Source organism: Rhodococcus sp. NPDC004095, assembly GCF_053604015.1.
Map to the genome: position 1 here is coordinate 326,540 of NZ_JBSGGS010000004.1, position 25,573 is coordinate 352,112.

At 70.7% G+C, this 25,573-nt stretch carries 24 protein-coding genes; 12 read left to right on the plus strand and 12 right to left on the minus strand.

Annotated elements, in window-relative coordinates; all coding sequences use genetic code 11:
- Positions 1-100: 100 nt before the first annotated feature.
- The 3 genes from ACWEPG_RS09825 to ACWEPG_RS09835 all read right to left on the minus strand — a co-directional run bounded on the left by ACWEPG_RS09825 (position 101) and on the right by ACWEPG_RS09835 (position 2,639).
- Complete coding sequence (locus ACWEPG_RS09825) at positions 101-1,081, minus strand: o-succinylbenzoate synthase (RefSeq protein WP_452594367.1); 981 nt, start codon at positions 1,079-1,081, stop codon at positions 101-103.
- Between the two features lie 101 nt (positions 1,082-1,182).
- A complete protein-coding gene (locus ACWEPG_RS09830) occupies positions 1,183-1,968 on the minus strand; it encodes a 2-phosphosulfolactate phosphatase (RefSeq protein WP_450114500.1) in 786 nt (261 codons plus the stop codon).
- 32 nt (positions 1,969-2,000) lie between these two features.
- Entirely contained in the window at positions 2,001-2,639 is a 639-nt protein-coding gene (locus ACWEPG_RS09835) for a PaaI family thioesterase (RefSeq protein ID WP_450114410.1), read from the minus strand.
- A gap of 97 nt (positions 2,640-2,736) precedes the next feature.
- On the opposite strand from ACWEPG_RS09835, the gene ACWEPG_RS09840 reads away from it, so the two are divergent.
- Positions 2,737-3,654: a 1,4-dihydroxy-2-naphthoyl-CoA synthase gene (locus ACWEPG_RS09840; protein WP_450114409.1), complete on the plus strand. Its 918-nt coding sequence runs from the start codon at positions 2,737-2,739 to the stop codon at positions 3,652-3,654.
- Between the two features lie 58 nt (positions 3,655-3,712).
- Here the strand turns inward: ACWEPG_RS09840 and ACWEPG_RS09845 are convergent, their stop codons facing one another.
- Entirely contained in the window at positions 3,713-4,528 is an 816-nt protein-coding gene (locus ACWEPG_RS09845; protein ID WP_452594327.1) for an IclR family transcriptional regulator, read from the minus strand.
- A 184-nt stretch (positions 4,529-4,712) separates the two neighbouring features.
- Between ACWEPG_RS09845 and ACWEPG_RS09850 the strand changes: the two genes are divergently transcribed.
- Together ACWEPG_RS09850 and ACWEPG_RS09855 are read left to right on the plus strand one after the other, a co-directional pair.
- The gene (locus tag ACWEPG_RS09850; protein ID WP_450114407.1) at positions 4,713-5,186 is read left to right on the plus strand and encodes a hypothetical protein; all 474 of its coding nucleotides are present in this window, start codon (positions 4,713-4,715) and stop codon (positions 5,184-5,186) included.
- Between the two features lies 1 nt (position 5,187).
- A complete protein-coding gene (locus tag ACWEPG_RS09855) occupies positions 5,188-5,568 on the plus strand; it encodes a VOC family protein (protein ID WP_450114406.1) in 381 nt (126 codons plus the stop codon).
- 48 nt (positions 5,569-5,616) lie between these two features.
- Here the strand turns inward: ACWEPG_RS09855 and ACWEPG_RS09860 are convergent, their stop codons facing one another.
- Positions 5,617-7,056, minus strand: coding sequence for a hypothetical protein (locus ACWEPG_RS09860; RefSeq protein ID WP_450114405.1), 1,440 nt, complete (start codon positions 7,054-7,056; stop codon positions 5,617-5,619).
- A gap of 169 nt (positions 7,057-7,225) precedes the next feature.
- On the opposite strand from ACWEPG_RS09860, the gene ACWEPG_RS09865 reads away from it, so the two are divergent.
- Positions 7,226-8,836: an MFS transporter gene (locus ACWEPG_RS09865; protein ID WP_452594328.1), complete on the plus strand. Its 1,611-nt coding sequence runs from the start codon at positions 7,226-7,228 to the stop codon at positions 8,834-8,836.
- Between the two features lie 47 nt (positions 8,837-8,883).
- On the opposite strand, the gene ACWEPG_RS09870 is transcribed toward ACWEPG_RS09865, so the two are convergent.
- From ACWEPG_RS09870 to ACWEPG_RS09890, 5 genes are all read right to left on the minus strand, one after another.
- Entirely contained in the window at positions 8,884-9,237 is a 354-nt protein-coding gene (locus ACWEPG_RS09870; RefSeq protein ID WP_450114403.1) for a hypothetical protein, read from the minus strand.
- Positions 9,238-9,239: 2 nt separating this feature from the next.
- Positions 9,240-9,983: an ABC transporter ATP-binding protein gene (locus ACWEPG_RS09875; RefSeq protein WP_452594329.1), complete on the minus strand. Its 744-nt coding sequence runs from the start codon at positions 9,981-9,983 to the stop codon at positions 9,240-9,242.
- The gene (locus tag ACWEPG_RS09880; RefSeq protein ID WP_450114401.1) at positions 9,980-10,759 is read right to left on the minus strand and encodes an ABC transporter ATP-binding protein; all 780 of its coding nucleotides are present in this window, start codon (positions 10,757-10,759) and stop codon (positions 9,980-9,982) included. Before ACWEPG_RS09880 ends, ACWEPG_RS09875 begins: the two co-directional genes overlap by 4 nt.
- The gene (locus tag ACWEPG_RS09885; RefSeq protein WP_450114400.1) at positions 10,746-13,091 is read right to left on the minus strand and encodes an ABC transporter permease; all 2,346 of its coding nucleotides are present in this window, start codon (positions 13,089-13,091) and stop codon (positions 10,746-10,748) included. The genes ACWEPG_RS09880 and ACWEPG_RS09885 overlap by 14 nt, the downstream gene beginning before the upstream one ends.
- Before the next feature lie 109 nt (positions 13,092-13,200).
- The gene (locus ACWEPG_RS09890; RefSeq protein ID WP_450114399.1) at positions 13,201-14,619 is read right to left on the minus strand and encodes an ABC transporter substrate-binding protein; all 1,419 of its coding nucleotides are present in this window, start codon (positions 14,617-14,619) and stop codon (positions 13,201-13,203) included.
- Between the two features lie 314 nt (positions 14,620-14,933).
- Between ACWEPG_RS09890 and ACWEPG_RS09895 the strand changes: the two genes are divergently transcribed.
- From ACWEPG_RS09895 to menE, 6 genes are all read left to right on the plus strand, one after another.
- Positions 14,934-16,250 carry an anion permease gene (locus ACWEPG_RS09895; protein WP_450114398.1) on the plus strand — a complete coding sequence of 439 codons (1,317 nt, stop codon included), beginning with the start codon at positions 14,934-14,936 and terminating at the stop codon, positions 16,248-16,250.
- A 17-nt stretch (positions 16,251-16,267) separates the two neighbouring features.
- Positions 16,268-16,552 carry a hypothetical protein gene (locus ACWEPG_RS09900; RefSeq protein ID WP_450114397.1) on the plus strand — a complete coding sequence of 95 codons (285 nt, stop codon included), beginning with the start codon at positions 16,268-16,270 and terminating at the stop codon, positions 16,550-16,552.
- A 62-nt stretch (positions 16,553-16,614) separates the two neighbouring features.
- Positions 16,615-16,938: a DUF3349 domain-containing protein gene (locus ACWEPG_RS09905; protein WP_450114396.1), complete on the plus strand. Its 324-nt coding sequence runs from the start codon at positions 16,615-16,617 to the stop codon at positions 16,936-16,938.
- A 17-nt stretch (positions 16,939-16,955) separates the two neighbouring features.
- Positions 16,956-17,282 carry a DUF3349 domain-containing protein gene (locus ACWEPG_RS09910; protein WP_450114395.1) on the plus strand — a complete coding sequence of 109 codons (327 nt, stop codon included), beginning with the start codon at positions 16,956-16,958 and terminating at the stop codon, positions 17,280-17,282.
- A gap of 94 nt (positions 17,283-17,376) precedes the next feature.
- Positions 17,377-18,753 (plus strand): FAD-dependent oxidoreductase, encoded by a 1,377-nt coding sequence (locus ACWEPG_RS09915; RefSeq protein WP_450114394.1) that lies wholly within the window; start codon positions 17,377-17,379, stop codon positions 18,751-18,753.
- A gap of 27 nt (positions 18,754-18,780) precedes the next feature.
- Positions 18,781-19,950 carry an o-succinylbenzoate--CoA ligase gene (gene menE / locus ACWEPG_RS09920; protein WP_452594330.1) on the plus strand — a complete coding sequence of 390 codons (1,170 nt, stop codon included), beginning with the start codon at positions 18,781-18,783 and terminating at the stop codon, positions 19,948-19,950.
- Between the two features lie 13 nt (positions 19,951-19,963).
- Here menE and ACWEPG_RS09925 read toward each other — a convergent pair whose 3' ends face one another.
- Positions 19,964-20,167, minus strand: a complete 204-nt coding sequence (locus ACWEPG_RS09925; RefSeq protein ID WP_450114392.1) for a hypothetical protein — start codon at positions 20,165-20,167, stop codon at positions 19,964-19,966.
- A gap of 173 nt (positions 20,168-20,340) precedes the next feature.
- On the opposite strand from ACWEPG_RS09925, the gene ACWEPG_RS09930 reads away from it, so the two are divergent.
- Together ACWEPG_RS09930 and ACWEPG_RS09935 are read left to right on the plus strand one after the other, a co-directional pair.
- The gene (locus tag ACWEPG_RS09930; protein WP_450114391.1) at positions 20,341-21,330 is read left to right on the plus strand and encodes an ATP-binding cassette domain-containing protein; all 990 of its coding nucleotides are present in this window, start codon (positions 20,341-20,343) and stop codon (positions 21,328-21,330) included.
- Positions 21,327-22,157 carry an ABC transporter permease gene (locus tag ACWEPG_RS09935; protein ID WP_450114390.1) on the plus strand — a complete coding sequence of 277 codons (831 nt, stop codon included), beginning with the start codon at positions 21,327-21,329 and terminating at the stop codon, positions 22,155-22,157. Before ACWEPG_RS09930 ends, ACWEPG_RS09935 begins: the two co-directional genes overlap by 4 nt.
- Positions 22,158-22,207: 50 nt before the next feature.
- On the opposite strand, the gene ACWEPG_RS09940 is transcribed toward ACWEPG_RS09935, so the two are convergent.
- Entirely contained in the window at positions 22,208-25,525 is a 3,318-nt protein-coding gene (locus ACWEPG_RS09940) for a BTAD domain-containing putative transcriptional regulator (protein WP_452594331.1), read from the minus strand.
- Positions 25,526-25,573: the final 48 nt, after the last annotated feature.

The following is a 25,573-nucleotide window of genomic DNA, read 5'->3' on the forward strand; positions in this document are numbered from 1 at the left end:
ATACGACGACCCGACCCCACCATCAACTCCAGTCACCCAGACCACAGCAGCCACGAGAATCACGGAGCCGGTCGAACCGGACAGCAATCTCCCAGCGCACTCACAGCAGCGCGTGACAGCGGGCCATCCGATCCAACCACCACGCCGTGCGCTCGGACGATGCGGCCAGTGCGGCGAGTCGATCCTCGTCCGGCGTCACGGCGGCGACCGCGAGTTCTCCGCCGGACAACCGGAGCGGCGGAGCGACGTCGGCCTCGAAGAGGCCACCGGTGCCCAGCCCGCACGCGAGGTCCAGGGACGGCAGCGCCGCCGCGGCGGCCAGCCCGGTTGCGATCCCCACGGCGGAATCGAGGGCGCTGGAGACCACCACGCGCGCGCCGTACACGGCCAGTTCGTCCGCCAGTCCCAGCAGGGCCCGGGCCCCCCCTAGCGGCGCCACCTTCACGACCGCGACGTCGGCGGCACCGGCACGGACGACGCGCAGGGGGTCGTCCGCGCGGCGGATGCTCTCGTCCGCGGCGATCGGGACGCGGAGTCCCCGCTCGGCGAGACGCCGGCGCAGCTCGACGAGTTCGGGCACGGTGGCGCAGGGCTGTTCGGCGTACTGCAGGGCGCCGCCGTCGGTCAGTGCCGACAACGCCGCCATCGCCTCGTCGACGGTCCAGCCGCCGTTGGCGTCGACGCGGACGTGGTCGACGTGCTCGCGGACCACGGCGACGCGGGCGACGTCATCGGCGAGGGTCTGGCCCCGTTCCGCGACCTTCACCTTCGCGGTGCGGGCACCGGGGAACCGGGCGAGGATCTGTGGGACCTGCTCGGCGGGGACGGCGGGCACGGTCGCGTTGACCTCGATCGACGCGCGGCGCGGCGGCGGCGGCCCGACCCACGCGCTCTCGATCGCCGAGCGCAGCCAGGCGGCGGACTCGGCGTCGTCGTACTCGGGGAAGGGCGCGAACTCGCCCCACCCGGCGGGTCCGCGCACGAGCAGCACCTCCCGCACGGTGATGCCGCGGAAACGAACCCGCATCGGCAGGGCGACCACCCTGGCGGTGGAGCGAAGTTCGTCGAGGGTGGGGCGGATCTGCTCGGGCGAAGCCTCGGCGGGGGTTCGGTTCTGCTCGGGCGAAGCCTCGGCGGGGGTTCGGTTCTGCTCGGGCGAAGCCTCGGCGGGGGTTCGGTCGGTCACCGGGCAGCTCCTTCGGTCGAGGCGTCGACGAACGCGGCGTCACGCAGCAGCGGCACCACGCCACTGGTGTCGATCTCGGCGGCGACGCCCACGTCCCCGGCAAAGCCCTTCGCCGTCAGCTCCCGGCCGCTCGCACAGTCGTCGAGCAGCGCGCCGATCGACGGGCGCGCGTCCACGAAAGCCGCTGCGGCCGCGAGCGCTTCGGGGGACATTCCGTGACCGCCGAGGTCGGCCAGCGCCCGCAGGACGGCCCCGGCGCCCCACAGGTCCTCGACGGCCGGGCGCAACGTGCCGTCGGGCCACCGCTCCCCCGCGGCGAGCACCGCGACGGATCCGGCGCCGCGGCCGGCGATCCAGCGGGCGACGACGGACGCGTTGCGCAGGCACGCCCCGACGACGAGCGGCGAGGCACCGACCGCGGTATCGGTGTCGGCGAGGGCGAAGGCCAGCGCCGAACCGTTCGGCGACGGCAGCACCAGTCGCCGCGGCACGGCGCCGGCACGCAGAGACAGCGGCGACAGGCTGGGCTGTCCCGGCCCGGCGACGGAACGGCCGACCGCGACCACCGCGTCCCGCTCGGCCGCGTAGGAGGCGGCGCCGGCCGGGTCCCACGGGTACGGGTAGACGGCGGCGCCGGCGTCGAGCGCGACGGTCAGGGTCGTGGTGAACGACAGCACGTCGACCACGACCGCGACCTCGCAGCCGTCGGCGACGGCGGCCGCCCCCTCCCGGCCCCAGTCGAACCGGATCCGGTGCCCGTACTGGCGGTGCTCCGGGAGCACCGCCTTCGGGCTGTCGAACGTGGACACGGGGCTCAGGGCTGCCCGGGCAGGAGCACGATCATCAGCGCCTCGGCGTCGGCGAGCAGCGTGCCGTCGGGTTCGGTGAGCCGAGCGGTGACGAAGGTCTTGCGGCCCTCCACCCGGTCGACGACGCCCTCGACGACCAGTGGGGTCTCCAACGGGGTGATCTTGCGGTAGTTCACGTGCAGGTAGCCGGTGCGGCTGATCGGGCGCCCGTAGGCGTGGGTGACCATGCCGAACAGGTCGTCGAACAGCAGCGGCAGCACCCCGCCGTGCGCGGCGCCGTTGCCTCCCATGTGGTAGCGCCGGAACACCCCGGTCGAGCGCACGCCGGTGGTGTCGAACTTCTCGATCGTCCACGGCAGCATCAGCAGGCTGCCGCGGCCGGGCAGTCCGACCGACCGGCCGGCGGGGTAGTGCCCCTCCGGTGCCCGATGCGGGGCCAGGAGCGCGGCGAGGGCCTCCGCCTGCTCGGCGGCCTGCTCGATCACGTCCTGCGGCGGCGCGGTGGACACGGCCAGGTCCTGCACGGTGCGCAGCGCCTCGACGAGCCGACCGAAGTGCGGGCCGCCGTTGTCGGCGTCGGCCGCGTACACCGGGAATCCGCCGTGATGCTCGTAGTCGCCGTCACGCTCGGCCTTCTCGCTCATGACGTGCACGGTAATCCCCCACTCGGGTGCGGTCGCGCAGGCGGCGCCAACGCCGCCGCGCAGGCGACGACTCGCCCTCGGCCTATCCTTGCTCTCCGTGACCTTCAATCCGCAGCTGTGGCGTCCCGTCCCCGGGTTCGAGAACCTCACCGACATCACCTATCACCGGCACGTCACGCAGGGCACCGTCCGCGTCGCGTTCGACCGGCCGGAGGTGCGCAACGCGTTCCGCCCGCACACCGTCGACGAGCTCTACCAGGCCCTCGACCATGCGCGGATGACCTCGGACGTCGGCTGCGTGCTGCTGACCGGCAACGGCCCGAGCCCGAAGGACGGCGGCTGGGCGTTCTGCTCGGGCGGCGACCAGCGGATCCGCGGCCGCAGCGGCTACCAGTACACGGCGGTGGATGCGACCACCGGCCGCGCGGGCGAGACGGCGGACACCGTCGACAAGGCGCGCGCGGGCCGGCTGCACATCCTCGAGGTGCAGCGTCTGATCCGGTTCATGCCGAAGGTGGTCATCGCGCTGGTGAACGGCTGGGCGGCAGGCGGCGGGCACAGCCTGCACGTCACCTGTGACCTGACCCTGGCCTCCCGCGAGCACGCCCGCTTCAAGCAGACCGACGCCGACGTGGGCAGCTTCGACGGCGGCTACGGCAGCGCGTACCTGGCGAAGATGGTGGGCCAGAAGTTCGCTCGCGAGATCTTCTTCCTCGGCGACACCTACACCGCCGAGGACATGCACCACATGGGCGCGGTGAACAGGGTCGTCGACCATGCCGAGCTCGAGGACGTCGCGCTGGAGTGGGCGGCGAAGATCAACGGCAAGTCCCCACAGGCGCAGCGGATGCTCAAGTACGCGTTCAACCTGCAGGACGACGGCCTGGTCGGCCAGCAGCTGTTCGCCGGCGAGGCCACCCGCATGGCGTACATGACCGACGAGGCGGTCGAGGGCCGCGACTCGTTCCTGGAGAAGCGCGACCCCGACTGGTCGCCGTACCCGTGGTACTTCTGATCGACTCGCGCGGATGACGGTGCGGCCCGGACGCTTTCGGTGTCCGGGCCGCACGCCGTCACAGTGCGACCGCGAGCCGGTTCGTCGCGTCCTTGACGAGCGGTGCCACCTGGTCGAGGCGGACCTTGTGGGCCTGACCGGCCGCGCAGAGCGAAACGACGGTCCCGTCGCCGGCCCGCACCGCGGACGCGACCGACGCGATGCCGCCGTCGGCGATCCCGGAATTCGTTTCGCTGCGCTGCACGGCGATACCCGCCGCGCCGCGAATCCTGTTCAGTTCCCGGTGCAGACTCGACAACGTCCAGCCGTCGAGCCGCTCCCCCGCATCGATCTCGGCGCGCACCAGGCGGTCGACCTTTTCCGGTGCCAGGGTGGCGAGCATGGCACGGCCGCCGGTGCCGCGGTGTGCGGCCAGCGACGACCCGACGCGGCTGCGGATCGCGAGCGCGAACGGGCCGCCGACCTTGTCGAGGAAGTGTTCTCGACCGCCCTCGAGCACCCCGAGGTGGACGACGAGCCCGGTACGCAGGTACAGCTCCTGCACGATGTTGCCCGCTGCCATGCGGATTCGGGCGTGGGTCGCCTGCGGGCCGACGGCGCCGAGTGCACGCGCACCGAGCCGGTACTCGCGGCCGTCGCGGCCGATCCAACCGAGGTCGAGGAGTTCGACCATGATCCGGTGCACGGTGGAGCGCGGCAGTCCGGTGCGGGTGGTGACGTCCTCGAGGCCGAGCCCCTCGTTCGGGTCGTCGAAGGCGTCGATGATCCGCGTCATCCGCTCGAGCATCGATTCCCGCCTGCCCTCCCGCGCCGCCGCGGATGTTCGGTCGCGGGGAGCGTCCGCCTGCCACTGTCCGATGTCGACAACCGTCACGGTGTCCGCCTCCCGTTCCCGAACTGAAATCAATTTCTTTCTACAGTGACGGGGGCCACAGCTCAAGTCCGGTCGCGTCGCGGCCGCGACGGTCACCCGGCAGACGAAACACGTGCCCTTCCTTCAACGGTTCACCGGACGACGGGACGCCGCACACCGGGCGAAACTCGGGCAGACTGACCCCATGACCGAAGCCGTCGCACCGGACGACCCGAGAGAGCGCCCCGAGAGCAGGCACACCCGACCGGACGGCGTCACCGACGCCGAGGTCGCCGCCGTGGGGAAGCTGTCCGAGGCCCTCGAGACGGTCGAACGAGCACGCGGCCAGCTGTACACCTTCCACCAGCTGATCGGGCACGCGGACAACCAGGTCGGCGAGGCCGTGGCCGCGTTGCGAGCCGCCGGCCATCCGGAGTTGGCCGGGGACATCGACACCGACCTGCTCGGCCGCAACGTGCTTCCGGGGAGGTGGACGTTCCAGGTGGTCGAGGAGTTCGACGACGGCTACTGGACGACGTTCCGGCGGTGGGACGCCGCCGCCCGGGAGCGGGTACTCGGCGGACGCAGGCACGTGAACGAGGCCGAGATGAAGGAAGCGCGGCGTACCCACGGCCGTCCGGGCCACGAGTCCCGGCCCGCCGATCCGGAACAGGAGTGACATGGAGATCCTGAGCAGCCGAATCATCCTGCGTCCGAAGGACTATCCGGCAACCCTCGCGTTCTATCGGGACGCACTGGGTCTGGCGATCGCCCGCGAGTACCCCGGTGGGACGGTGTTCTTCGCGGGCCAGAACCTGATCGAGGTGGCCGGGCACGGCGGCGGCGACGTGGAGTCGACCTTCGAGGGCGCGATCTGGTTGCAGGTCCGCGATCTCGAGGACGCGCAGGCGGAGCTGATGTCCGCGGGGGTCACGATCGCGCGCGAGCCGAGGCAGGAGCCGTGGGGCCTGCACGAGATGTGGATCGCCGACCCGGACGGGGTGTCGATCGTGCTGGTGCAGGTCCCCGCCGACCACCCGCTGCGCCGCGACACCCGCTGACCCGATCCCGGCGAGCCCCCGGCAGACCGAATGCTCCGTTCACTCGATCTACTCGACCGAACGATTCCGTTCACTCGGCTGCGGCGGCTCACTCGGACCGGCCACGGCCGCGGCCTCGGCCTCCGACGCGGCGGCGGGCGCCGGGGCTCCGGCACGGGCCAGGGCGGGGCGGGCTAGAAGTTCGACGGCAATCAGCGCGACGACCGCGATCAGGATCGTCACGATGACGACGATCCCGGACGGGTATCGCCAGAACACCAGCGCCGCAACCGCGATCGCGATGATCGCGATCCGCAGTGGCATCCGGAACCGGGCCGCGTAGGTCTCGACGGCTCGCGGCTCCCGTTCGGTGTCCGGGGAACGCAGCCGGTCCATCGACCGGCTGTACGCCCGCCGGATCGCGGTCGCGGACGGCGACGATCCGGACAGGTAGCCGACGATCCCGATCAGCACGGCCAGGACGAACACCGCCCGCACGGTCGTGCGCAGGGGCTGCGCCAGGGTGTCGAACAGGACACCGGCCGCATCGGGCGGCAGCACGTCGGTGGGCACCTGCCCGAGGTAGACGGACCGTCCGATGCTGATCGCGACGGCCAGGATCCCCATCCCGATCGCAAGAGCCGCCCCGACCAGTGCGAGCGCCCGCCGCCGCCCGCCGCGTGGGGCGGCCCAGATCGCCAGCAGCGCGGTCAGGAGGGTCAACCAGGGCAGCACCGCCGATGCCTTGTCGAGCCAGTTCACCAGCCGCTGGGCCTTGACCAGGTCGGCCGACTGGAAGATCACGAAGGTCGCGTCGACGTCGGGCAGTTTGTCGACGAACGCGAATCCGCGCTGCACGAGCTCGGCCTTGACGGTGTTGATCATCGCGGCGAGGGAGATACTCACCTCGCCCTTGTCGTTGACCTTGAGGGCGCCCGAGTTCTCACCGGTGGCAACCGAAACCAGTTCCTGGTGCGCCTGCCGGTTTGCCTCGACCCACATGGTCTCGAACTGATCGGACGTGACGAGCCGCGACACGGTGTTGTGCACGAAGGACTGCGCCTGTCCGGCGATCACCGGGGCGAGGCCGACCACGGCCGGCGGCACGCGCGGTGCGACCTCGGTGAGTGCGCCGAGCGCGTCGGCGGTCATCTGCTCGACGTCGACCCGGGTCATGATCTGGTCGGTGACCTCGTCGGTCAGTGCCGCCTGCAGCGCGGGGTCCGACGCCAGCGGCGCCACGGTCTGTACGTAGCGGTCGGTGTCGAGGATCTGACTGCGCGCGTACCGAGCCGCCACCGCACCGATTCCGAGGACCGCGACGAGCACGAGGAGCAGACCGGCGGCCGTCCACCGCAGCGCCGGATGTCCGGAGGTCGGAGGGGCGGCCGCGACCGCCGGCTGCGGCGCGGGCGGGGCCGCCCGCAGTTCCGCGACCTCACGTCGCAGCCGTTCCAGCTCGGCCCGCTCGTCCGGTGTCAGCGGTGCACCGTGCTCCGGTCCTGTCATCGCCGACCTCCCTGTTCGTCGCCCCGCGAGTATCACACCAGAACCGCCGGTCGGCCCGCCTCATCCGCCCGGGGTGATTCCCGGGCCCGACCCGCCGGAGATGCTGTGCTCGCGGTGCGCGCGGCGCACAATCGGTGTGCCCGGACGGCGACAACGGCGAGGCGGCCCCATGAGTGCTGGTACCCGAGAACCCGACACCACCCGGAGCGGCTCCGCACTGGTGCTCACCGTCCTCGGTGCCGGCCAGTTCCTGATGACGCTGGACAGTTCGGTGATGAACGTGTCGATGGCGTCGGTGGCCGCCGACCTCGGCACCACGATCACCGGGATCCAGACGGCGATCACCCTGTACACGCTGGTGATGGCGACCCTGATGATCACCGGCGGCAAGATCGGCACCATCCTCGGCAGGCGCCGGGCATTCGGACTCGGGCTGGTCATCTACGGCCTCGGGTCGTCGACGACGGCCCTCGCACCGAACCTGGCCGTGCTGCTGATCGGCTGGTCCCTCCTCGAGGGGATCGGTGCGGCGCTGATCATGCCTGCGATCGTGGCGCTGGTGGCCGCGAACTTCCCGCCCGAGCGCCGGACGTCCGCGTACGGGCTGATCGCCGCGGCCGGCGCGATGGCCGTCGCGGCCGGTCCGCTGATCGGCGGCGCCGTGACGACGTTCGCGTCCTGGCGGTACGTGTTCGCGGGTGAGGTCGTGATCGTGGTGGCGATCCTGCTGGTGCTGCGGCGCATCTCCGACGTGCCGCCGCAGCGGGTGAAGCTGGACCTCGTCGGGTCGGGATTGTCCGCTGCGGGCCTGGGCCTGGCGGTGTTCGGTGTGCTGAGGTCGAGCGAATGGGGGTGGGTGCGGGTGCGTCCCGGCGGCCCCGAGTTCTTCGGGCTGTCGCCGGTGTTCTGGCTGATCCTCGCCGGACTCCTGGTGATCCAGCTGTTCCTGCGCTGGGAGTCGCGCCTGGCCGCGCGCGGCGGGCAGCCGCTGCTTGACCTGACACTGCTGCGCAACCGTCAGCTCAACGGTGGGCTCACGATGTTCCTCGCGCAGTTCATGATTCAGGCCGGGGTGTTCTTCGCCGTCCCACTGTTCCTGTCGGTGGTGCTTCAGCTGAGCGCACTGGGCACGGGTGTGCGCCTGCTGCCGCTGTCGGTGGCGCTGCTGGTCGCGGCCGTGGGCATCCCGAAGGTGTGGCCGCGAGCGAGCCCGCGGCGGGTGGTGCGGCTCGGGCTGATCGCGATGCTCGTCGGCATCGTGATCCTCGCCGCGGGAATGGATCCCGGCGCGAACGCGGCGGTCGTCGCGTTCCCGATGCTGCTGATGGGCCTCGGTCTCGGCGCACTGTCCTCGCAGCTCGGCGCGGTGACGGTGTCGGCGGTGCCGGACGAGAAGAGCCCGGAGGTCGGGGGCCTGCAGAACACCGCCACCAACCTGGGCGCCTCGCTGGGGACGGCGCTGATCGGGTCGGTGCTGATCGCGACGCTGAGCTCGTCGGTCGTCGCGGGGATCGAGTCGAACCCGGCGGTGCCGCCGTCGGTGCAGCAGCAGGCGAGTACCGAACTGGTCGCCGGGGTGCCGTTCCTGTCCGACACCCAGCTGACTGCGGCCCTCGACGAGGCCGGCATCCCGGCGGACACGGTGAATGCGGTGGTCGAGGTGAACGCGCAGGCCCGTCTCGAGGCGCTGCAGGTGGCGTTCTCGCTCGCCGCGCTGATCACGGCGGGTGCGCTCTTCGCGGCCCGCCGCCTTCCGCGCGATCCGGTCACCCGTGCGTGATCTTCACCCAGGTCGGGGTGAAGATCACGCACGGGCGCGCGGTGCCTCTACTTGCCGAGGGCCTCGGTGATGCGGTCGGCCTGCGCCTGGGCCTCGTAGAGCTGGCGCAGCAGCCACAGCCGCAGCACCCGCGCCACCGCTCCCGCCAGGTAGACGGCGGCACCGATGACGGTCAGCGCCAGCAGCGCGGTCGCGAGGATCTGGTACGAGGCGATGTTGCGCAGATCGTCCAGGGACAGCGACGCGAAGTAGACGATGAAAGTCGCCACCGCGCCGACCACCATCAACACCAGGCCCACGATGCGGGCCTTGCCGTCACCGCTGCCGGTCTCGGTCTTCAACTTCAATTCGGACACGTCCTTCTTGAACTGGTCGCGACGGTCCTCCGCGATTGCGGTCATCGTCATCCTCCTAGGTAGCTGGTTGAAAGTTCACGGTCGATGTCGGCGGGTTTCCCGGTCCGGACCACCCGGCCCTGCAGGATCAGCGCCGCCGAGGTGGCGATCGGCAGGACGGCCCGGGCGAACTGTTCGGCGACGAGGATGGACAGTCCCTCGGCCGCGAGTTGCCCGACGATGTCGTACATCTCGGTCACGACACGGGGCGCCAGTCCCATCGACAGTTCGTCGAGGAGCAGCACCGTCGGCGCGGTGCCGAGCGCACGGGAGAGCGCCAGCATCTGCTGCTCGCCGCCGGACATCGATCCGGCGAGCTGGCCACGCCGCTTGCCGAGAATCGGGAAGCGTTCGTAGGCAACCTCTTCGAGGTCCTTCAGGCTGGCACCGGTGCCGGTGGCCACCCAGAGGTTCTCCCGGACGGTGAGGTTGGCGAACACGCCCCGCCCCTCGGGGATGGTGCAGATCCCGAGCCGGGCCAGGGTGGCGGCGTCGGCGCCGTTGACGCACCGGCCGGCGAGCCGGAACTCGCCGGAGGTCACCGGAAGGATGCCGGAGCAGATCTTCAGCGTCGACGTCTTGCCGCCGCCGTTCGGGCCGAGGAGCGCGACGACGGCGCCGGGGTGCAGCTGCAGGTCGACCCCGTGCAGCACCTCGATGGCCCCGTACCCGGCGCGCACGCCTGCCAGTTCGAGCAGCGGTTCCGGCTGCACCGCAACGGAATCCGCCGCGGTCTCGGTGGGTGCCGTCATGCCACCTCCTCCGTTCCGATGTAGGCGGCGATGACCGCCGGGTCGTTCTGGACCTCGACGGGGGTCCCCGAGGCGATCAGGGATCCGTAGTCGAGGACGTGGATCCGCGAGCACACCCGCATGACGAGCGGCAGATCGTGCTCGACGAGGCAGATGCCGAGCCCCTCCCCCGCCAACCGCACGAGCAGTTCGGCGAAGTCCTCGGTCTCCTTCTCGGTCTGACCGGATGCGGGCTCGTCGAGCAGCAGCACCCGCGGGTCGGTCATCAGTGCGCGCGCCACCTCGACGACCCGGGCCCGGCCGGTCGGGATGTCGGACACGTCCTTGTCCGCGACGTCGGTCAGCCCGGTCAGTTCGAGGAGCCGGTCGGTCTCGGCCGCGAGATCACGGCGACCGCGAACGCCGGTCCCCCGCAGTCCGGTGCCGTGGATGTCCCCGGCCACCCGCAGGTTGTCCCGCACCGACAGGGACAGGAACAGTTCCAGCCGCTGGAAGGTGCGGGCCAGCCCGAGCCGGGCCCGCTTGTAGGGCGCCTTGCCCGTCACGTCCTGCCCGTCGATCAGCACCCGCCCCGCGGTCGGCTTCTGCAGACCGGTGACGGTGTTGAACAGGGTGGTCTTGCCGGCGCCGTTGGGGCCGATGAGACCGGTGACGGAGCCGGCGTGCACGGCGAGGCTGACGTCGTTGACCGCCACGTGACCACCGAATCGCACGGTGACGCCCCGGGTTTCGAGGAGCGGGCTTTCGAGCAGTGGTGTCGCATCAGGAGACGGCATTGGTCGTCAACTCCTTCTCGGGCTCGGATCCGGTGGTGGTCGCCGGCGCGGCACCGTCACTGGCGTGCCTGCCTGCCGCGGAGGTCGCCGCGACAGGCGAGGCCGGCCGCACACTCGCGGGCAGGCCGAGCTCCCGGTCGACCCGTGCGATGACCTCGTCGTCGTACGGCTCGTCGATGCCGATCGTCTCGGGGTCGATGGGACGCCGGCGCGCGGCCTCCTCGGCTCCGAGAACCTCGGTCGGCATGAGCATCTCGCCGATCACCGGCAGCGCGAACACCGTGACGATGGTGATCGAGGCAAACCACCAGTTGTCCAGGACACCGGTCAGTGCCAGCACGTACGCGACCGCGACGACCGCGGCCCCGCCGATCAGCACCGGCTTGGCATCCTTGAGCTTGCGGTAGCCCTCGACGACCTGGTGCACACTGCCCGACGGGTTGTGTCCCACACCGATACCGATCAGCGCCGGGCTGACCGCGGCGATGTTGCCGAGCAGCAGGTACAGGCCCTCGAGGTCGGGCTGGGCCTTCGCCAGGTTGTTGAAGGAGACCATGATGACCGAGAAGCCGACACCGGCCATCACGCCACCGAAGAAGGCGCCGCTGACGTAACCGATGCCCGCGACCACGGTGAGCATGAGCAGCGACAGGCTGATGATGATCGTGAACGACTCCCCGGAGACCGAACCCATCGCCGACGACATCAGGATGCCGCCGAGACCGGCGATGCCCGCCGACAGCACGAACACACTGAGCTTCAGCTTGACCAGGCTCTGCCCGAGCATCGCCGACGCGGCGGGGCTGTCCTTCATCGCGGTGAGCCGGCGGCCGTAGCCGCTGTTGCGCAGCGCGATCAGCACGACGCCGAGCACCGCGAACACCACGGTGACGGTCATCAGGAATGTCGTCGGGTTCCCCAGGTCGAGCGGTCCGATCTGCAGCGGCGGGATCACCAGGTTGCCACCGGTGAAGATGGAGAACTTCTGCCCGAACAGCTCGTGCTCGGTGGTGTCGCGCAGCACCATGTTGGACAGGAACACGCCGAACGCCATGGTCGCCAGGGCCAGGTACAGCCCCCGCAGGCGCAGGGCGGGTAGTGCCACGAGTCCGCCGACGAGCGCCGCGACGATCACGCCGAGGATGACGCCGACGATGGTGAGCCGTTGCGCGAGACCGGATCCGGTGATGCCGAAGTGGTACACGATGATCGTGGCGATCGCGCCGAAGGACAGTGGGGCCAGGTTCATCTCGCCGGCGTATCCGGTGAGCAGGGTCAGTGACAGTGCGATGATCGCGAAGCAGATGCCGATGGTCAGGGTGGTCACCGCGGACTCGACCATCAGCAGACGGATCAGGTACACGATCACCACGAGCGCGACGGCCCAGCCGACGGCCTTGCGCACCGACGGCACGTGGTAGCGCTCGCGGGTGCGGACGGCGGCGCCGCGCAGGCGATCCTGCGGCAGCACGATCAGCACCACGAACAGCGCGATCATGGGCAGCGAGACTCGCAGGTTGGACGTCCACGTCCAGGTCGTGGGCGCGTACCCGAGCAGGTAGGTGCCGGCCAGGCCGAGCACGACCGCGCCGACGAACGTGCGCGGGATGCTGCGCAGCCGGCCGAACATGGCGGCTGCGAAGGCGTCGATCACCAGCAGCGTCAGCAGGTTGGCCTCGAGGGTGCCGCCGCTGATCGGGGTGATGAGGATGCCGGCGAGCACCGCGAGCATCGAGCTCAGCGCCCAGGAGAAGCCCGCGATCCGTTCGGGATTGTGGCCGCTCAGGCGGAGCAGGTCCGGGTCGTCGACGACACCACGCATGGTCGCGCCCATCCGGGTGCGGGTGAACAGCAGGCGCAGACCGAGCGCGATCGCCACAGCGGCGATCAGGCAGATCAGCTCGTGCACGTGCACCGTGGCACCGAAGAAGGAGAACTTGGCGTCGTCACCGAAGAACATCCGCAGGGTGCGCGGGTCCTCCGGGTGCCAGAACCACTGGGACAGGAACAGCATCCCGAGCATGATCGAGACGGTGACCACGATCTTGGTCACCTCGGCGGTGTCCCGCAGCCCCCGCATGATCAGGAAGTACAGGCCCAGGCCCATCAGCGGCCCGAAGACGCCGAGCACGATCAGCAGGGCCAGCGGGGTCGGCACCCCCCAGCCAACGCTCAGCTGCCAGTAGACGAACGCACCGAGCATGGCTTGTGCGCCGTGCGCGAAGTTGAAGATGCCGGAGGTGTTGTAGGTGAGCACCAGCCCGGAGGCGGCGATCGCGTACACGGAACCGAGCACGAGGCCCAGGATCGTGAATGTCACGAAAGTGTCCATGTGAGAACCCTTGGTGGTGGGGGCCCTAGGTGTTTAACGCTAGGTCGGATAACGGGGGCGGTGCGACGTGCGCCGCACCGCCCCCGTGAGAGTCCGTGAGCCGCAGCGATCAGACCTGCGGCTTGATCACGTTCGGTCCGAGGTACTTGGTGGAGATCCGGTCGGGGCCGAGCTCGGTGCCCCAGGTCGACGGGTCGGTCTTGATCAGGTACTTGTCGTTGCACTCGAACTCGGCGGCCTGCTCGGGGAAGACCTGGGTGTACTTGTCACCCTTCAGCGACACCATCAGGCCGCACTTGGCCGGCATGTTCTTGCCCGGGTCGGTCACCGCGTGCAGGCCGCCGCCGTCCCACTCGTGGATCTTGGACAGCTCGGTGACCATGCACTGGCGGGTCAGGTCGGAGCCGCACTCCTTCGCCGCGGTGGCCCACAGCAGGAACGAGGAGGTGGACTGCATGCCGAGGAGCGCGGTCTTGCCGCCCTCCGCCGCGACCAACTCCTTGTACTTCGCGACGGCCGGAACCTTGTCGGCGTTCTCGAGCATCTGGAAGGTCATGTCGGCATTGAGGTTGTCGAGGATGCCGCTTTCCTTGTTGAAGGTCTGCGCGGAGTTTCCGTACCAGGTGGCCTCGCCGAAGATGATGGGGTCGATGCCGACCTGGTCCACCGCCTTGAAGAAGTTGAACTCGTTCGGCACCGGCGACCGGGAGGTCCACAGGCCCTTGACGCCGCACTGCTTGTACTTCTCCGCGAACGGCACGTAGCTCGGCTCACCCTGGTAGTTGAGGGTGACGCCGCAGTCCTTGAGCTTGAAGCCGGCGGCCTCGGCCATCGAGCGGGTCTTGGCCAGCGAGGTGATGATCGTCGGCATCGTCGACCCGACGAGATCGAAGTCGTTCAGCAGGTCGGGGTGCATCTGGGCCATCTGGAACCAGGCGGCACCGTTGGCGTAGTCCACCGGGAACGGCACGCCCTGATAGGACATCGGACCACTCGCGGCGTCCGGGGAGACGGTGAAGCCGGGGACGGCGGCCATGTTGCAGGCCACGCGGGTCTGCTCGGCGGTCTGGTCCATGGCGAAGCCGTGGCCGACCATCATGAACTCGGAGCGGCACGCCTCCTGCATGACCGTGTTTGCGTTGGTCATCGCCGCGTCGTAGTCGGTGCCGACGATCTTGCGGCCGTTAATGCCGCCCTGCTCGTTGCACCAGTCGATCATCGCGGAGACGGCGTCGGACATCTCCTTGTTCAGGCCGGGGCTCTGCGCGTAGCCGCGGTCGTCGCCGAACCCGATCTTGATCTCGGTGTCGCTGACACCCTGATCGGTGGCGCCCTTCGCGTCACCGGCGCCGCACGGGGAGGCGAGGGTGCCGAACTTGGTGTCGGACGCGGACGCGGACTTCGCGTCGCCGGCGCCGCCCGACGTCGGCACGCCGGCGTCGCCACCACGGTCGGTGGCGCATGCCGAGACCAATGCGGCCGACAGTGCGAGGGCCGCGAGGAGCTTCGCGGGCTTGCGTGGGTTCACGATCGGTGTCTCCGTTCTTGACGCGGTCGAGCTGTAGACGCGGAAAAGAAGTGTTCTGCGTCACTCGATGCGGGGACGCTAGCCAGCGGATAGCCGCCAGAATCGCCCATTCCCGGTGAGTGAGACCTGAGCGTGAGTTCGGCCACATCGACGAAACTCGTGTGATGCTTCCCACCCCCGTGACCCGATCGTGTCCTGCTCGCAAGGCCGATCGAACGACCAGGCCAGGGCTTGTCGCGCCTGTGCCGAAGAGCACGCCCCACGGCCGCCTCGTGACTCGACTTTTACGCCGTCGTAACGGAGGATGGAAGCTTGTGAACGCGGAACTCATCGTTCTTCTCGTCGTGGTCGTCACAGCCCTCGGGTTCGACTTCACCAACGGCTTCCACGACACCGGGAACGCGATGGCCACCTCCATCGCAACCGGGGCTCTTCGACCAAAAGTCGCGGTGGCACTGTCCGCAACCCTGAACCTGGTCGGTGCGTTCCTCTCCGTCGAGGTCGCCGCCACCGTCGCCAAGGGCGTGGTGAATCTCAGCTCGACCGGCGGCGAGGACCTCCTCCTGATCGTCTTCGCCGGTTTGGTCGGCGGCATCCTCTGGAATCTGTTGACGTGGTTGTTCGGCATCCCGTCGAGCTCCTCGCACGCCCTGTTCGGCGGCCTGATCGGCGCCGCGATCGCCGGCATCGGCATGAACGGCGTCGAGTGGGCGGGCGTGCTGAGCAAGGTGATCGTGCCCGCACTGCTGGCCCCCGTCGTCGCCGGTCTGGTCGCGGCCTGCGGGACCTGGCTGATCTACCGGATCACCCACGGCGTCCGCGAGGACACCAAGGAACGCGGCTTCCGGCTCGGCCAGGTCGGGTCGGCGTCGCTTGTCTCCCTCGCCCACGGCACGAACGACGCCCAGAAGACGATGGGCGTGATCTTCCTGGCCCTGGTCGCGCACGGCACCATCACCGCGGATGCGCCGATGCCGTTCTGGGTCAAGCTCAGCTGTGCGGTCGCGATCGCGCTGGGCACCTATCTCGGCGGTTGGCGGGTCATCCGGACCCTGGGCAAGGGCCTGGTCGAGATCGCCGCGCCGCAGGGCATGGCAGCGGAGGCGTCGTCCGCGGCGATCATCCTGACCTCGAGCCACCTCGGTCTCCCGCTGTCGACCACCCACGTCGCGACGGGATCGATCATGGGCACCGGCATCGGCAGGCGCGGCGCCGAGGTGCGCTGGGGCGTGGCGGGCCGGATGGGCGTCGCGTGGCTGATCACCCTGCCGTCCGCCGCACTGGCAGGCGCGATCTGCTGGGGCATCGCCCACCTGATCGGTGGCCTGCCCGGCGTGCTGGTGGTCTTCGCGATCCTGCTGGCGCTGGCCACGCTGATGTATCTGCGTTCGCGCCGTCAGCCGGTCGACCACAGCAACGTCAACGCGGAGTGGACCGGACGCGTCGAGCCGGAGGCCGCCGTCCCGTCCCTGCCGGACACGACGGACGTCGTGCTCACAGATCTGACCGCCCTGGACGCCGCGCTGGTCAAGGACATTCCCGCCCCGCCCGGCGTGACCGAAGTCCTGCCGGACGCCACAGCCGTCACGCCGGCCCCACGCGTCAAGCCCGCCGACAACGTGTCGGCCTGACCGACGGAAAGCACCCGATGGACCTGTTGACGAAAACCGCCGAATCACTGTGGCAGGTGATCCTCGTCGGCCTCGTGCTCGGCGCCGGGCTGCCCGCCATGTTCGCGTTCGGACTGCGCCTGCTCGGATCCGGCACCACGACCGTGGACGAGTCGGGTGCCCCGGCGACCACCACCAGAAGCCCCCTGTCCACCGCGGCGGCCGTGGCATGCTTCGCGATCGTGGTGATCGCGATCGTCACCGGCATCCTGTTCATCATGGCGGACTTCCTCGATCACACGTTCGGAATCCAACTGTTCTAGCGTCGACCGCACTGGCGTGAGACCGCATGGTCGGGAGACCATGGCGTCGAGAGGCAACGTTTGTGAGCACCGTGAAAGCGTCATTCCCGCTGTCGGTACTGAAGTGGTTGCGCGCCGGATACCCGGAGGGCGTGCCGCCGAAGGACCGTGTCCCGCTCGTGGCCCTGCTGTACCGGCAGATGTCCGGTGAGCAGATCAAGGACGTCTCGGTGGCGCTCGCCGAGGCTGCGGGCAAGGCGCCGGACCCGACGATCACGCGCAACGAGATCGGCGAACTGATCGAACAGGTCACCGACACCGAACCGTCCACCGAGGACATCACGCGTGTGGCATCGGTGCTGGTCGCCGCGGGATGGCCGCTCGCGGGCCTCGACGACGAACCCTAGGGAGAGGGGGGTACCCAGTGAGCCTTCCACCGTTTCTCACCTCGATTCTCGGCTGGCTGCGTGCCGGGTATCCCAACGGCGTGCCGGAGCAGGACTACGTCCCCCTGATCGCCCTGCTGCGCCGTCGTCTGTCCGACGACGAGGTCCGCACGGTCACCGACGCCCTCGTCGACCAGGAGTCCCCGGTCGACCGGATCGACATCGGCGTACTGATCACGAAGGTGACCGACGAGATGCCACTCGAAACCGACATCGCGCGGGTACGCGCACACCTCGCGGCCGGCGGCTGGCCCCTCGCCGGCCCGTGGGACGAGGAGCAGCAGAACCCGTACCGCCCGATTTGACCGGGAGATCCGAGTAGTCGGCCACTCGTGACGTCGCGGCACCCGATCGCCGACGCTGGGTTGAAGCCAATCCAGTGTGAAAGAGGCGATCGTCATGACGATCCAGGGTGACCATGCCGTCGTGATCGGTGCGGGCGTCGGTGGACTCGTCGCCGCGCGGGTGCTCAGCGAGTTCTACCACCGGGTGACGGTTGTCGAACGAGACGCGCTCCCGACGGATCCGGTCCCGCGCAAGTGTGTGCCACAGGGGCGGCACGCACACGTGCTGCTGGCCCGGGGCGCGGACGCATTCGACGACCTTTTCCCCGGGTTCACCTCGGACCTGATCTCCAGGGGCGCCCCGACCGGCGACGCCGGCGAAACGTTCCGGGTGGTCCTCGACGGACAGCGTCACCTGTCGAGCCACGCGGGCGTGCGCGCGGTCGGAGCGAGCCGGCCGCTGATCGAGTGGCAGTTGCGGGACCGGGTGCGCGCGCTGCCGAACGTCTCCGTCGCCGAGTCCTGCGCTGCGGTCGATCTCACCGGTGACCAATCGGGCAGGCGGGTCACGGGCGTCACCGTGCGTCAGGCATCCAGGTACGTGGCGGTGGACGCCGATCTGGTGCTCGACGCGTCGGGCCGCAGTTCGCAGACGCAGCCGTGGCTCGAGTCGTTCGGGTGCCCCCGGCCCCCCGAGGACCGGCTGAGCATCGGCCTCGCCTACGCCACTCGCCACTTCCGGCGCGATCCGGCCCAACTCGCCGGCGCGCTCGGCGTGGCGGTGGGCGCGACCCCGGATCTCCCGCGCGGTGGGGTGATCCTCGCGCAGGAGGAGGGCGCCTGGGTGACCACCGTCACCGGCTACGCCCACGACGAACCGCCTCTCGACCCGGACGGTTTCGCGGCCTTCGCGGCCACGCTCCCGGCCCCCGAGTTCGGCAGGTTCGTCGCCGAGGCCGAACCCTTGGACGAGCCGGTGCGCTACCGGATCCCGACAACGGTCCGCCGCCACTACGAGGCGCTCCCGCTCCCTGAGCGCTATCTGCCGTTCGCGGACACGATCTGCTGCTTCAACCCGGTCTACGGCCAGGGCATGAGCGTCGCAGGCGCGCAGGCACTGGCGCTGCGCCGATGCCTGGGTCAGGGAATCGAGGCGCTGGCACCCCGCTTCCTGCACCGCATCCGGCGGCTCCTCGACGACGCCTGGACGACGTCGTCGGACAGCGACCTGAACATTCCCTGCGTCGAGGGCAGGCGCAGTACCCGCACCCGGATCTCGAACGCATACACGGCCAGGGTGCATCGCGCCGCCGCCACCGACCCGAATGTCGGGGCGCAGTTCCTGCGCGTGATCAACCTGCTCGAGCGCCCCACGGCGCTGCTGCGCCCGGTGACCGCCGCTCGGGTCCTGCGCGGCAACCTGCGTCCGGCAGCCGCCCTCGGTGCCACCTCGCCCGTACCTGCCCGCCGCACTGCAGGCATGCCCGCGTGACCGGCGAGGCCCGAGCGTTCTGGCAGCATGGGGCGGGTGAGTTCCGTGCTGCAGACGTTGACCGTCCCGACCGGTCCGGCGGTCGCGGAGATTCTCCCCGCGCTCGAGCGCGCCCTCGTCGGCGGCGGTCCGGCACTGCTGCCGGTCCCCGCCGCCGACGACCGCGAGATCGCGCGGCTGTCCGGCGCACTGTCCCCGGGTGAACCGATCGACGGGTCGGTGGCGCTGGTCGTGGCGACCTCGGGCAGCACCGGTGTCCCGAAGGGAGCGCAGCTGTCGGCGGCGGCGCTGCGGTCCAGCGGCACCGCCACCCACGACCGGCTCGGCGGACCGGGGTCGTGGCTGCTTGCGCTGCCCGCCCACCACATCGCGGGCCTGCAGGTCCTGCTGCGCGGGCTGCTCGCCGGGCACGAGCCGGCGGTCGTCGATGTCTCGGGCGGCTTCGACCCCGGCGCGCTGCCCCGTGCGGTCGCCGCGATGCGCGGACCTCGGCGCTACACCTCCCTCGTCCCGACGCAGCTGGTCAAGACCCTCGACCACCCCGAGGCGACGGCGGCGCTGGCCGATCTGGACGCCGTCATGCTCGGCGGTGCCGCCACCCCGGCGCCGGTCCTCGAGCGCGCCCGGGCGGCCGGCATCACGGTGGTCCGCACGTACGGCATGAGCGAGACCTGCGGCGGCTGTGTGTACGACGGCGTCGCGCTCGACGGGGTGCGGGTTCGCGTCGACGACGACTCGCGAGTTCTGCTCGGCGGCCCGGTGCTGGCGTCCGGCTACCGCAACCTGCCGGAGCATCCGGCGTTCGCCGAGCCGGGCTGGTTCCGCACCGACGATGCCGGCGTCGTGGAGGACGGGGTGCTGCGCATCCTCGGCCGGCTGGACGAGGCCATCTCCACCGGCGGGCTCACCGTCGTCCCACAGGTGGTCGAAGCCGCGCTCGTCACCCACGCGGAGGTCGCGGAGGTCGCGGTGTTCGCACTGCCCGACGACCGGCTGGGGCAGCGGGTGACGGCCGCCGTGGTCCCGACGCCCGGCTCGAATCCGACACTGGAGTCGTTGCGCGAGCACGTGATTCGCTCCCTCGACCCGACCGCCGCGCCCCGCGAGCTGCACCTGCTTGGCGCGCTGCCGCTGCGCGGGCCGGGCAAGGTCGACCGCCGCGCCCTCGCCGCCCGCTTCACCCGCCCCGAGCGCTGACCGGACGTCCCGGTCAGTGCCGCGCGATGCCGCGGAGCACGGTGGCGACCAGGGCGTCGATCAGCCGGTCGTCGGGCTCCGCCGCCGGAGGGACCGCGCCGGCCTGCAGTCCCCTCAGCACCAGGTCGTGCCAGGCGCCGCTGATAAGGGTGACGGCCGCGGGGACGTCGGCGAAGGCGGCGAGCCGCACCGCGTCCGGCTCCTCGTACCGGCGCATCGCCTGCAGGAGCGCGGCATGGACCTGCGCACCAAAAGCATGAACACCTGTTCATGAACGTCTGTTCATGATGAACCCGGCGGAATCCCGAGTCGAGACGCAAGGGCGACGCAAGGGGCGCGCAAGCGGGCCATCGGAGGGTGGGGACCAACACCGATCCGAAAGGACTCCGCATGAACCTGTCGACTCCCCCCGCCATCGAGGCGGACGGGCTGGTCAAGCGTTTCGGCGACTTCACGGCGGTCGACGGCGTCAGCCTGACCGTCCCGACCGGTTCCGTGTACGGCGTGCTCGGCCCCAACGGCGCGGGCAAGACCACCACCATCCGGATGCTCGCGACGCTGCTGAAACCGGACGCGGGCACGGCCCGGATCTTCGGGTACGACGTAGCCGCGGAGCCGACCGCCGTCCGCTCGCTGGTGGGCGTCACCGGTCAGTACGCGTCCGTCGACGAGGACCTCACCGCCACCGAGAACCTGATGATCTTCTCCCGGCTGCTCGGCCTGAGCCGGGCGGACGCCCGACGCAAGACCGCCGACCTGCTCGAGGAGTTCGCGCTCACCGAGGCGGCGGGCAAGGCGCTGAAGTACTTCTCCGGCGGCATGCGCCGGCGCCTCGACCTGGCCGCCAGCCTGATCGCACACCCGCCCCTGCTGTTCCTCGACGAACCGACCACCGGACTCGACCCGCGCACCCGCGCGCAGATGTGGGACACCATCCGGCGACTGGTCGCCGAGGGCTCGACGGTGTTGCTGACCACCCAGTACCTCGACGAGGCCGATCAGCTCGCCGACCGGATCGCGGTGATCGACCACGGACGCGTGATCGCCGACGGCACCGCCGACGAGCTCAAGGCGTCCGTCGGGACCTCGTCACTGCAACTGAGCCTGGTCGACCGCGCGGACGTCGAGGCGACGCGCGCCCTGCTCGCCGACGCGCTGGGAGTCGACGTCGCGGTCAGCCCCGAAGCGGTGCGGCTGACCGCTCCCCTGACCGACACCTCGATCACCCCGGAGTTGCTGATCCGTTTGCGCGACAACGGAATCGTGGTCGACGAGATCACCGTCAGCAAGCCCAGCCTCGACGAGGTCTTCCTCACCATCACCGGCCACGACGCCGATCAGACGGCCGACGCCGACGACACCGAACGGAGCATCGCATGACCACCGCAGTGGCAACCCGGACCAGCGTCCCCGAGGCCGGCGTCCCGCCCGCGGCCCGATCCGTCGGCCTCGGTGCGACCGTCGCACAGTCGCTCACGATGGCCCGTCGCGGCCTGCTCAAGCTCAAGCACAATCCCGAGCAACTGTTCGACGTGGTGATCCAGCCGCTGATCTTCACGGTCATGTTCACCTACATCTTCGGTGGCGCCATCTCCGGCGACGTCTCCGCGTACCTGCCGATCATCATCCCCGGCATCCTCGTGCAGACGGTGATCACTGCATCCATCGTCACCGGCACCCAACTGCGCGAGGACATGGACAAGGGGGTCTTCGACCGATTCAAATCCCTTCCCATCGCGCGTATCTCCCCGCTCGCCGGTGCGCTGATCTCCGACATGGTGCGGTACGCCATCGCCACCACCATCACGTTCGCCATGGGCTACGCGATGGGCTACCGCCCGGACGGCGGGGCACTCGGCCTCGTCGCCGCGGGCCTGTTGGTGATGGTGTGCGCGTTCGCGATCAGCTGGATCTTCGCCCTGATGGGAGTGCTCATGAGCAAGGCCTCGTCGGTGCAGGGCATCTCGATGCTGGTCCTGTTCCCGCTGACCTTCATGTCCAATGCGTTCGTGCCCGCCCACACCATGCCGGGCTGGATGCAGACGTTCGTGAGCGTCAACCCGGTCTCGCACCTGGTGACCGCCGTCCGCGAACTGGTGAACGACGGCCACGCAGGCATGCCCGTCGTGTGGTCGCTGGTCGGTGCCGCCGCCGTGATCGCGATCTTCGCCCCGCTCGCCGTCCGCACCTACATGCGCAAGACGTAGGACAGGCGCTGCACGCTCGTGAGTGGTTCCGGTCCCCATGCGGGCCGGAACTACTCACGGGCGCGAAGCGCCTCGAGGATCAGGAGTCGGGCCCGGTGACGAGGCGTGCCGGTGACCGCGTCGAGCGCCTGCTCGACGCGGTCACCGCCGAGCACGTCCCGGGCCAGATCCAGGTGCCGCGCCACCCGCATCGACGGAAAGTCCTGCCGTGGGGCCACTCTCGTGGCCAGGGCGAGCAGGCGCAGACCACTGTCGTGACCGGTCGCGATGTCGTGGCTGCCGACCGCACACGCGACGGCGCCCGTCTGCGGATGGTCCCGGTGCCCGCCGGGACCGAGCTGGTCGAGCACCCGCGGGGTCAACCAGTCGACCACATCCCCGGCCTCGGTCGCCCGACCGGCGAGGACGTGGGCGTCGACAACGGCCGACAACACCATCAGCCCGAACGGATCCGGATCGTCGTCGACCCCGGACTCCGGCCACCCGACCAGCCGCAGCGCCGACCGGTAGCCGCGGAGCCCGGCGTCGAGGTCACCGGACGCCAGGTCCACCTCGGCCCGACTGGCCGCGATCGCCGCCGCGCCCTGCGTCCGATCGGATCTGGCCGCCCCCGCGGGGATGTCGGCCTGCGTCCCGGCCGCGAGGTCGGCCAGTGGTCCGGCCGACTCCAGTTCGCTCCGCGCCTCGTCGACGCGCCCCAACCCGACCAGCGCGGCGGCGATGTAGCTGTGCGTCGCCGCCGACTCGTCGAAGGCATGCAGTTCCCGCATCAACTCGGCGCCCCGGCGGTAGTACCGCACCGCCTCCTCGTAGCGGGCCGACTGGGCGGCGATGCTGCCCAGGTGCTGGCACACCATCGACACCGTCCACGACTCGCCGGCGCTGTCGGCCAGTTCGAGCGCCACCCGGGCGTCGACGCCGGAGCCGTACAGGTCGCCGGCGTTCTCACGCAGATTCGCCCGCACGAGCAGTGCCGCGCAGCGGGACGCACGGTCGGGGTGACGGACCGCGTGGGCCAGTGTTCGCGGCACGCCGCGGCCGGTCACGGGGAGCACCATCAGTCCCGCACCCGTCGCAACCACCGGATCGAGATCGGTTCTCACCCGGACTATCTCGCGCAGTCGTACCCGCGCGAGCGCCAAGGTCCGGCTGACACCTCCGAACGCGATCACGCCGGCGAGCAGGACGTAGGTCAGCGCGACGTGGTTGCCCGGGACCGCCCGCGCCCCCGCACCGCGCGGGTCGAGGTCGAGGATTCGCGGCGCCCACGCGACCACCTCGGAGTGCGTGCCACGGAACGTCCACAGCGCGCCGAGCACCGGGAACACCGTCAGCGCCGAGGTGGACCTGCCCGCACCCACCGCGTGGCGCAGCACCGCGAGCAGGTTGTCGTGCTCGGCGTCGGCCGCGTGGGTGATCGCGGCCTGGTCGCCGTCCAGGAATCCGCGAACCGCGCTGCGGCAGAACCGCTCCGCCCAGCCGAGGGTCCGCTGCGTGACGACGGCGTCCTCGTCGGCACCGGCCAGGGCCAACTGCTCCTCGCCGAACTCGCGGACGGTTTCGAGCATGAGATACCGCAGACCGACTTGATCCTCGACGACCGTGAGCATCGACTGCGTGACCAGCCCCTCGACCGCGGCCGCCGCGTCGACGACCTCGCCCCACTCCGCGACCGCGACGGCCGCCTCGAGGGTGAAGCCGGCCGGGAAACGACACAGCCTCCGCAGGGCCGTCCTCTGGTCGGGTTCGAGGAGGTTCCAGCTCCACTCGATGACGGCGTGCAGGGTGCGGTGCCGCTGCGGCGACGTCCGGTCACCGGACCGCAGCAGCGTGAACCGGTCCGAGAGGCGATCGTTGATCTCCTCGACGCTCATCGTCCGGACACGCGCGGCGGCCAGCTCGATCGCCAGCGGCAGCCCGTCCAGCGTGCGGCACAGCCGGGCGACGGCCGACGGGTCCAGCCGCACCGACGGGCGCACCGCCTGCGCCCGGGAGCGGAACAGTTCCGTTGCCGGCGAACCACTCTCGTCGACGGCGAGCGGCGGCAGCGGGTACACGGCCTCCGCGGTGATCGCCATCGGCGCCCGACTGGTCGCGAGCACCGTCAGCTGGTCGCTCGCCGCCACCAGGTCGGCGACGACCTCCGCGACGTCGTCGATCAGGTGTTCGCAGTTGTCGAGGATCAACAGCGACGGACGCGCCGACAGCGCTTCCCGCAGGCGGTCGCGGGCATCGCGGATCCGGGCGCGGGTCAGCGCCGTGCCCGGGGCGAGCTCCACCTCTCCGATACCGAGTGTGCCGCTGATCGCCGCGATGACGTCCGCACCGTTGCGCAGCGACGCCAGCTCGACCAGGGCAACCGGAAGTCGTTGCGCGGCACGGAGCCCGACCTCGTGCACGATGCGGGTCTTGCCGGTGCCGCCCGGACCGAGCACGGTGACGACCCGCGACGCGCCGAGCAGTGCCTCGACCGCGGCCAGGTCCGCGTCGCGGCCGAGCAGGGTGTTCGGCGCGGCCCGCAGCCCGACCGAGGTGGGCCGCAGCGACGCGGGTTCCGCGTCGATCGCCGGAATCGTCCGGGTCTTCGGCAACGGCGCCGTCCCGGTGAGCAGCGCCGTGTTCAGCTCCACCAGCCTCGGCGAGGGGTCGGTGCCGAGCCGGTCGGCGAGCCGCTCCCGCAGCCCGGCGAACACCTCGAGCGCCTCGTTGCCCAGCCCCAGTCCCGACAGCACCAACATCAGCTGCCCGTGGGCCTGCTCGTCGAGCGGTGCCCGCGCGACCACCGCCCGCGCCAGCGGGAGCGCCTGCCGCAGTTCGCCCGTCGCGACGAGCGCGGTGAGCTCGACGACGTCCAGCGCCGCGGCCCTCGCCGCGGCCTCGCCGGCGAGTTCGTCGGCCTGCTCCCCGACCGGCAGGTCCGCGCCCGGGTCCCCGCGCCACAGTGCCCGCGCCTGCCGGACCGTCGTCACCGCGGCCAGAGGGTCCCCGTCGGCCTGTTGCTGCTGCGCCCGCTGTTCGAGTGCGCGGGCCAGCGTCACGTCGACCTGCGTCCGGGACAGGGCCAGCCGATAGCCGGCGGGGCCGCTCTCGAGGACACCGTCGGGCAACGCGGCCCGCAGCCGGGAGATCTGGGTGTGCAGCGCGTTCGTCGGCGAGCGCGGCGGGTCGTCGCCCCACACGTCCTCGATCAGGGCCTGCGCGCTGCGGGCCCGGCCGGGGGTCCGCGCCAACGCGACCAGGAGCGTGCGGGCGCGCGCGCCCGGCAGCGGGACCAGCGCGCCGCCACGCCGGGTCGCCACCTCGCCAAGCAAGGCCACCTCGACGCCGGTGGACGCGGCCGGGGCGAGGTCGTTCGAATCGGGTTGCACCGCCGCCAATGCTAGCCACCTACGCGGGCCCGCGGCCGCGTGGTGAAA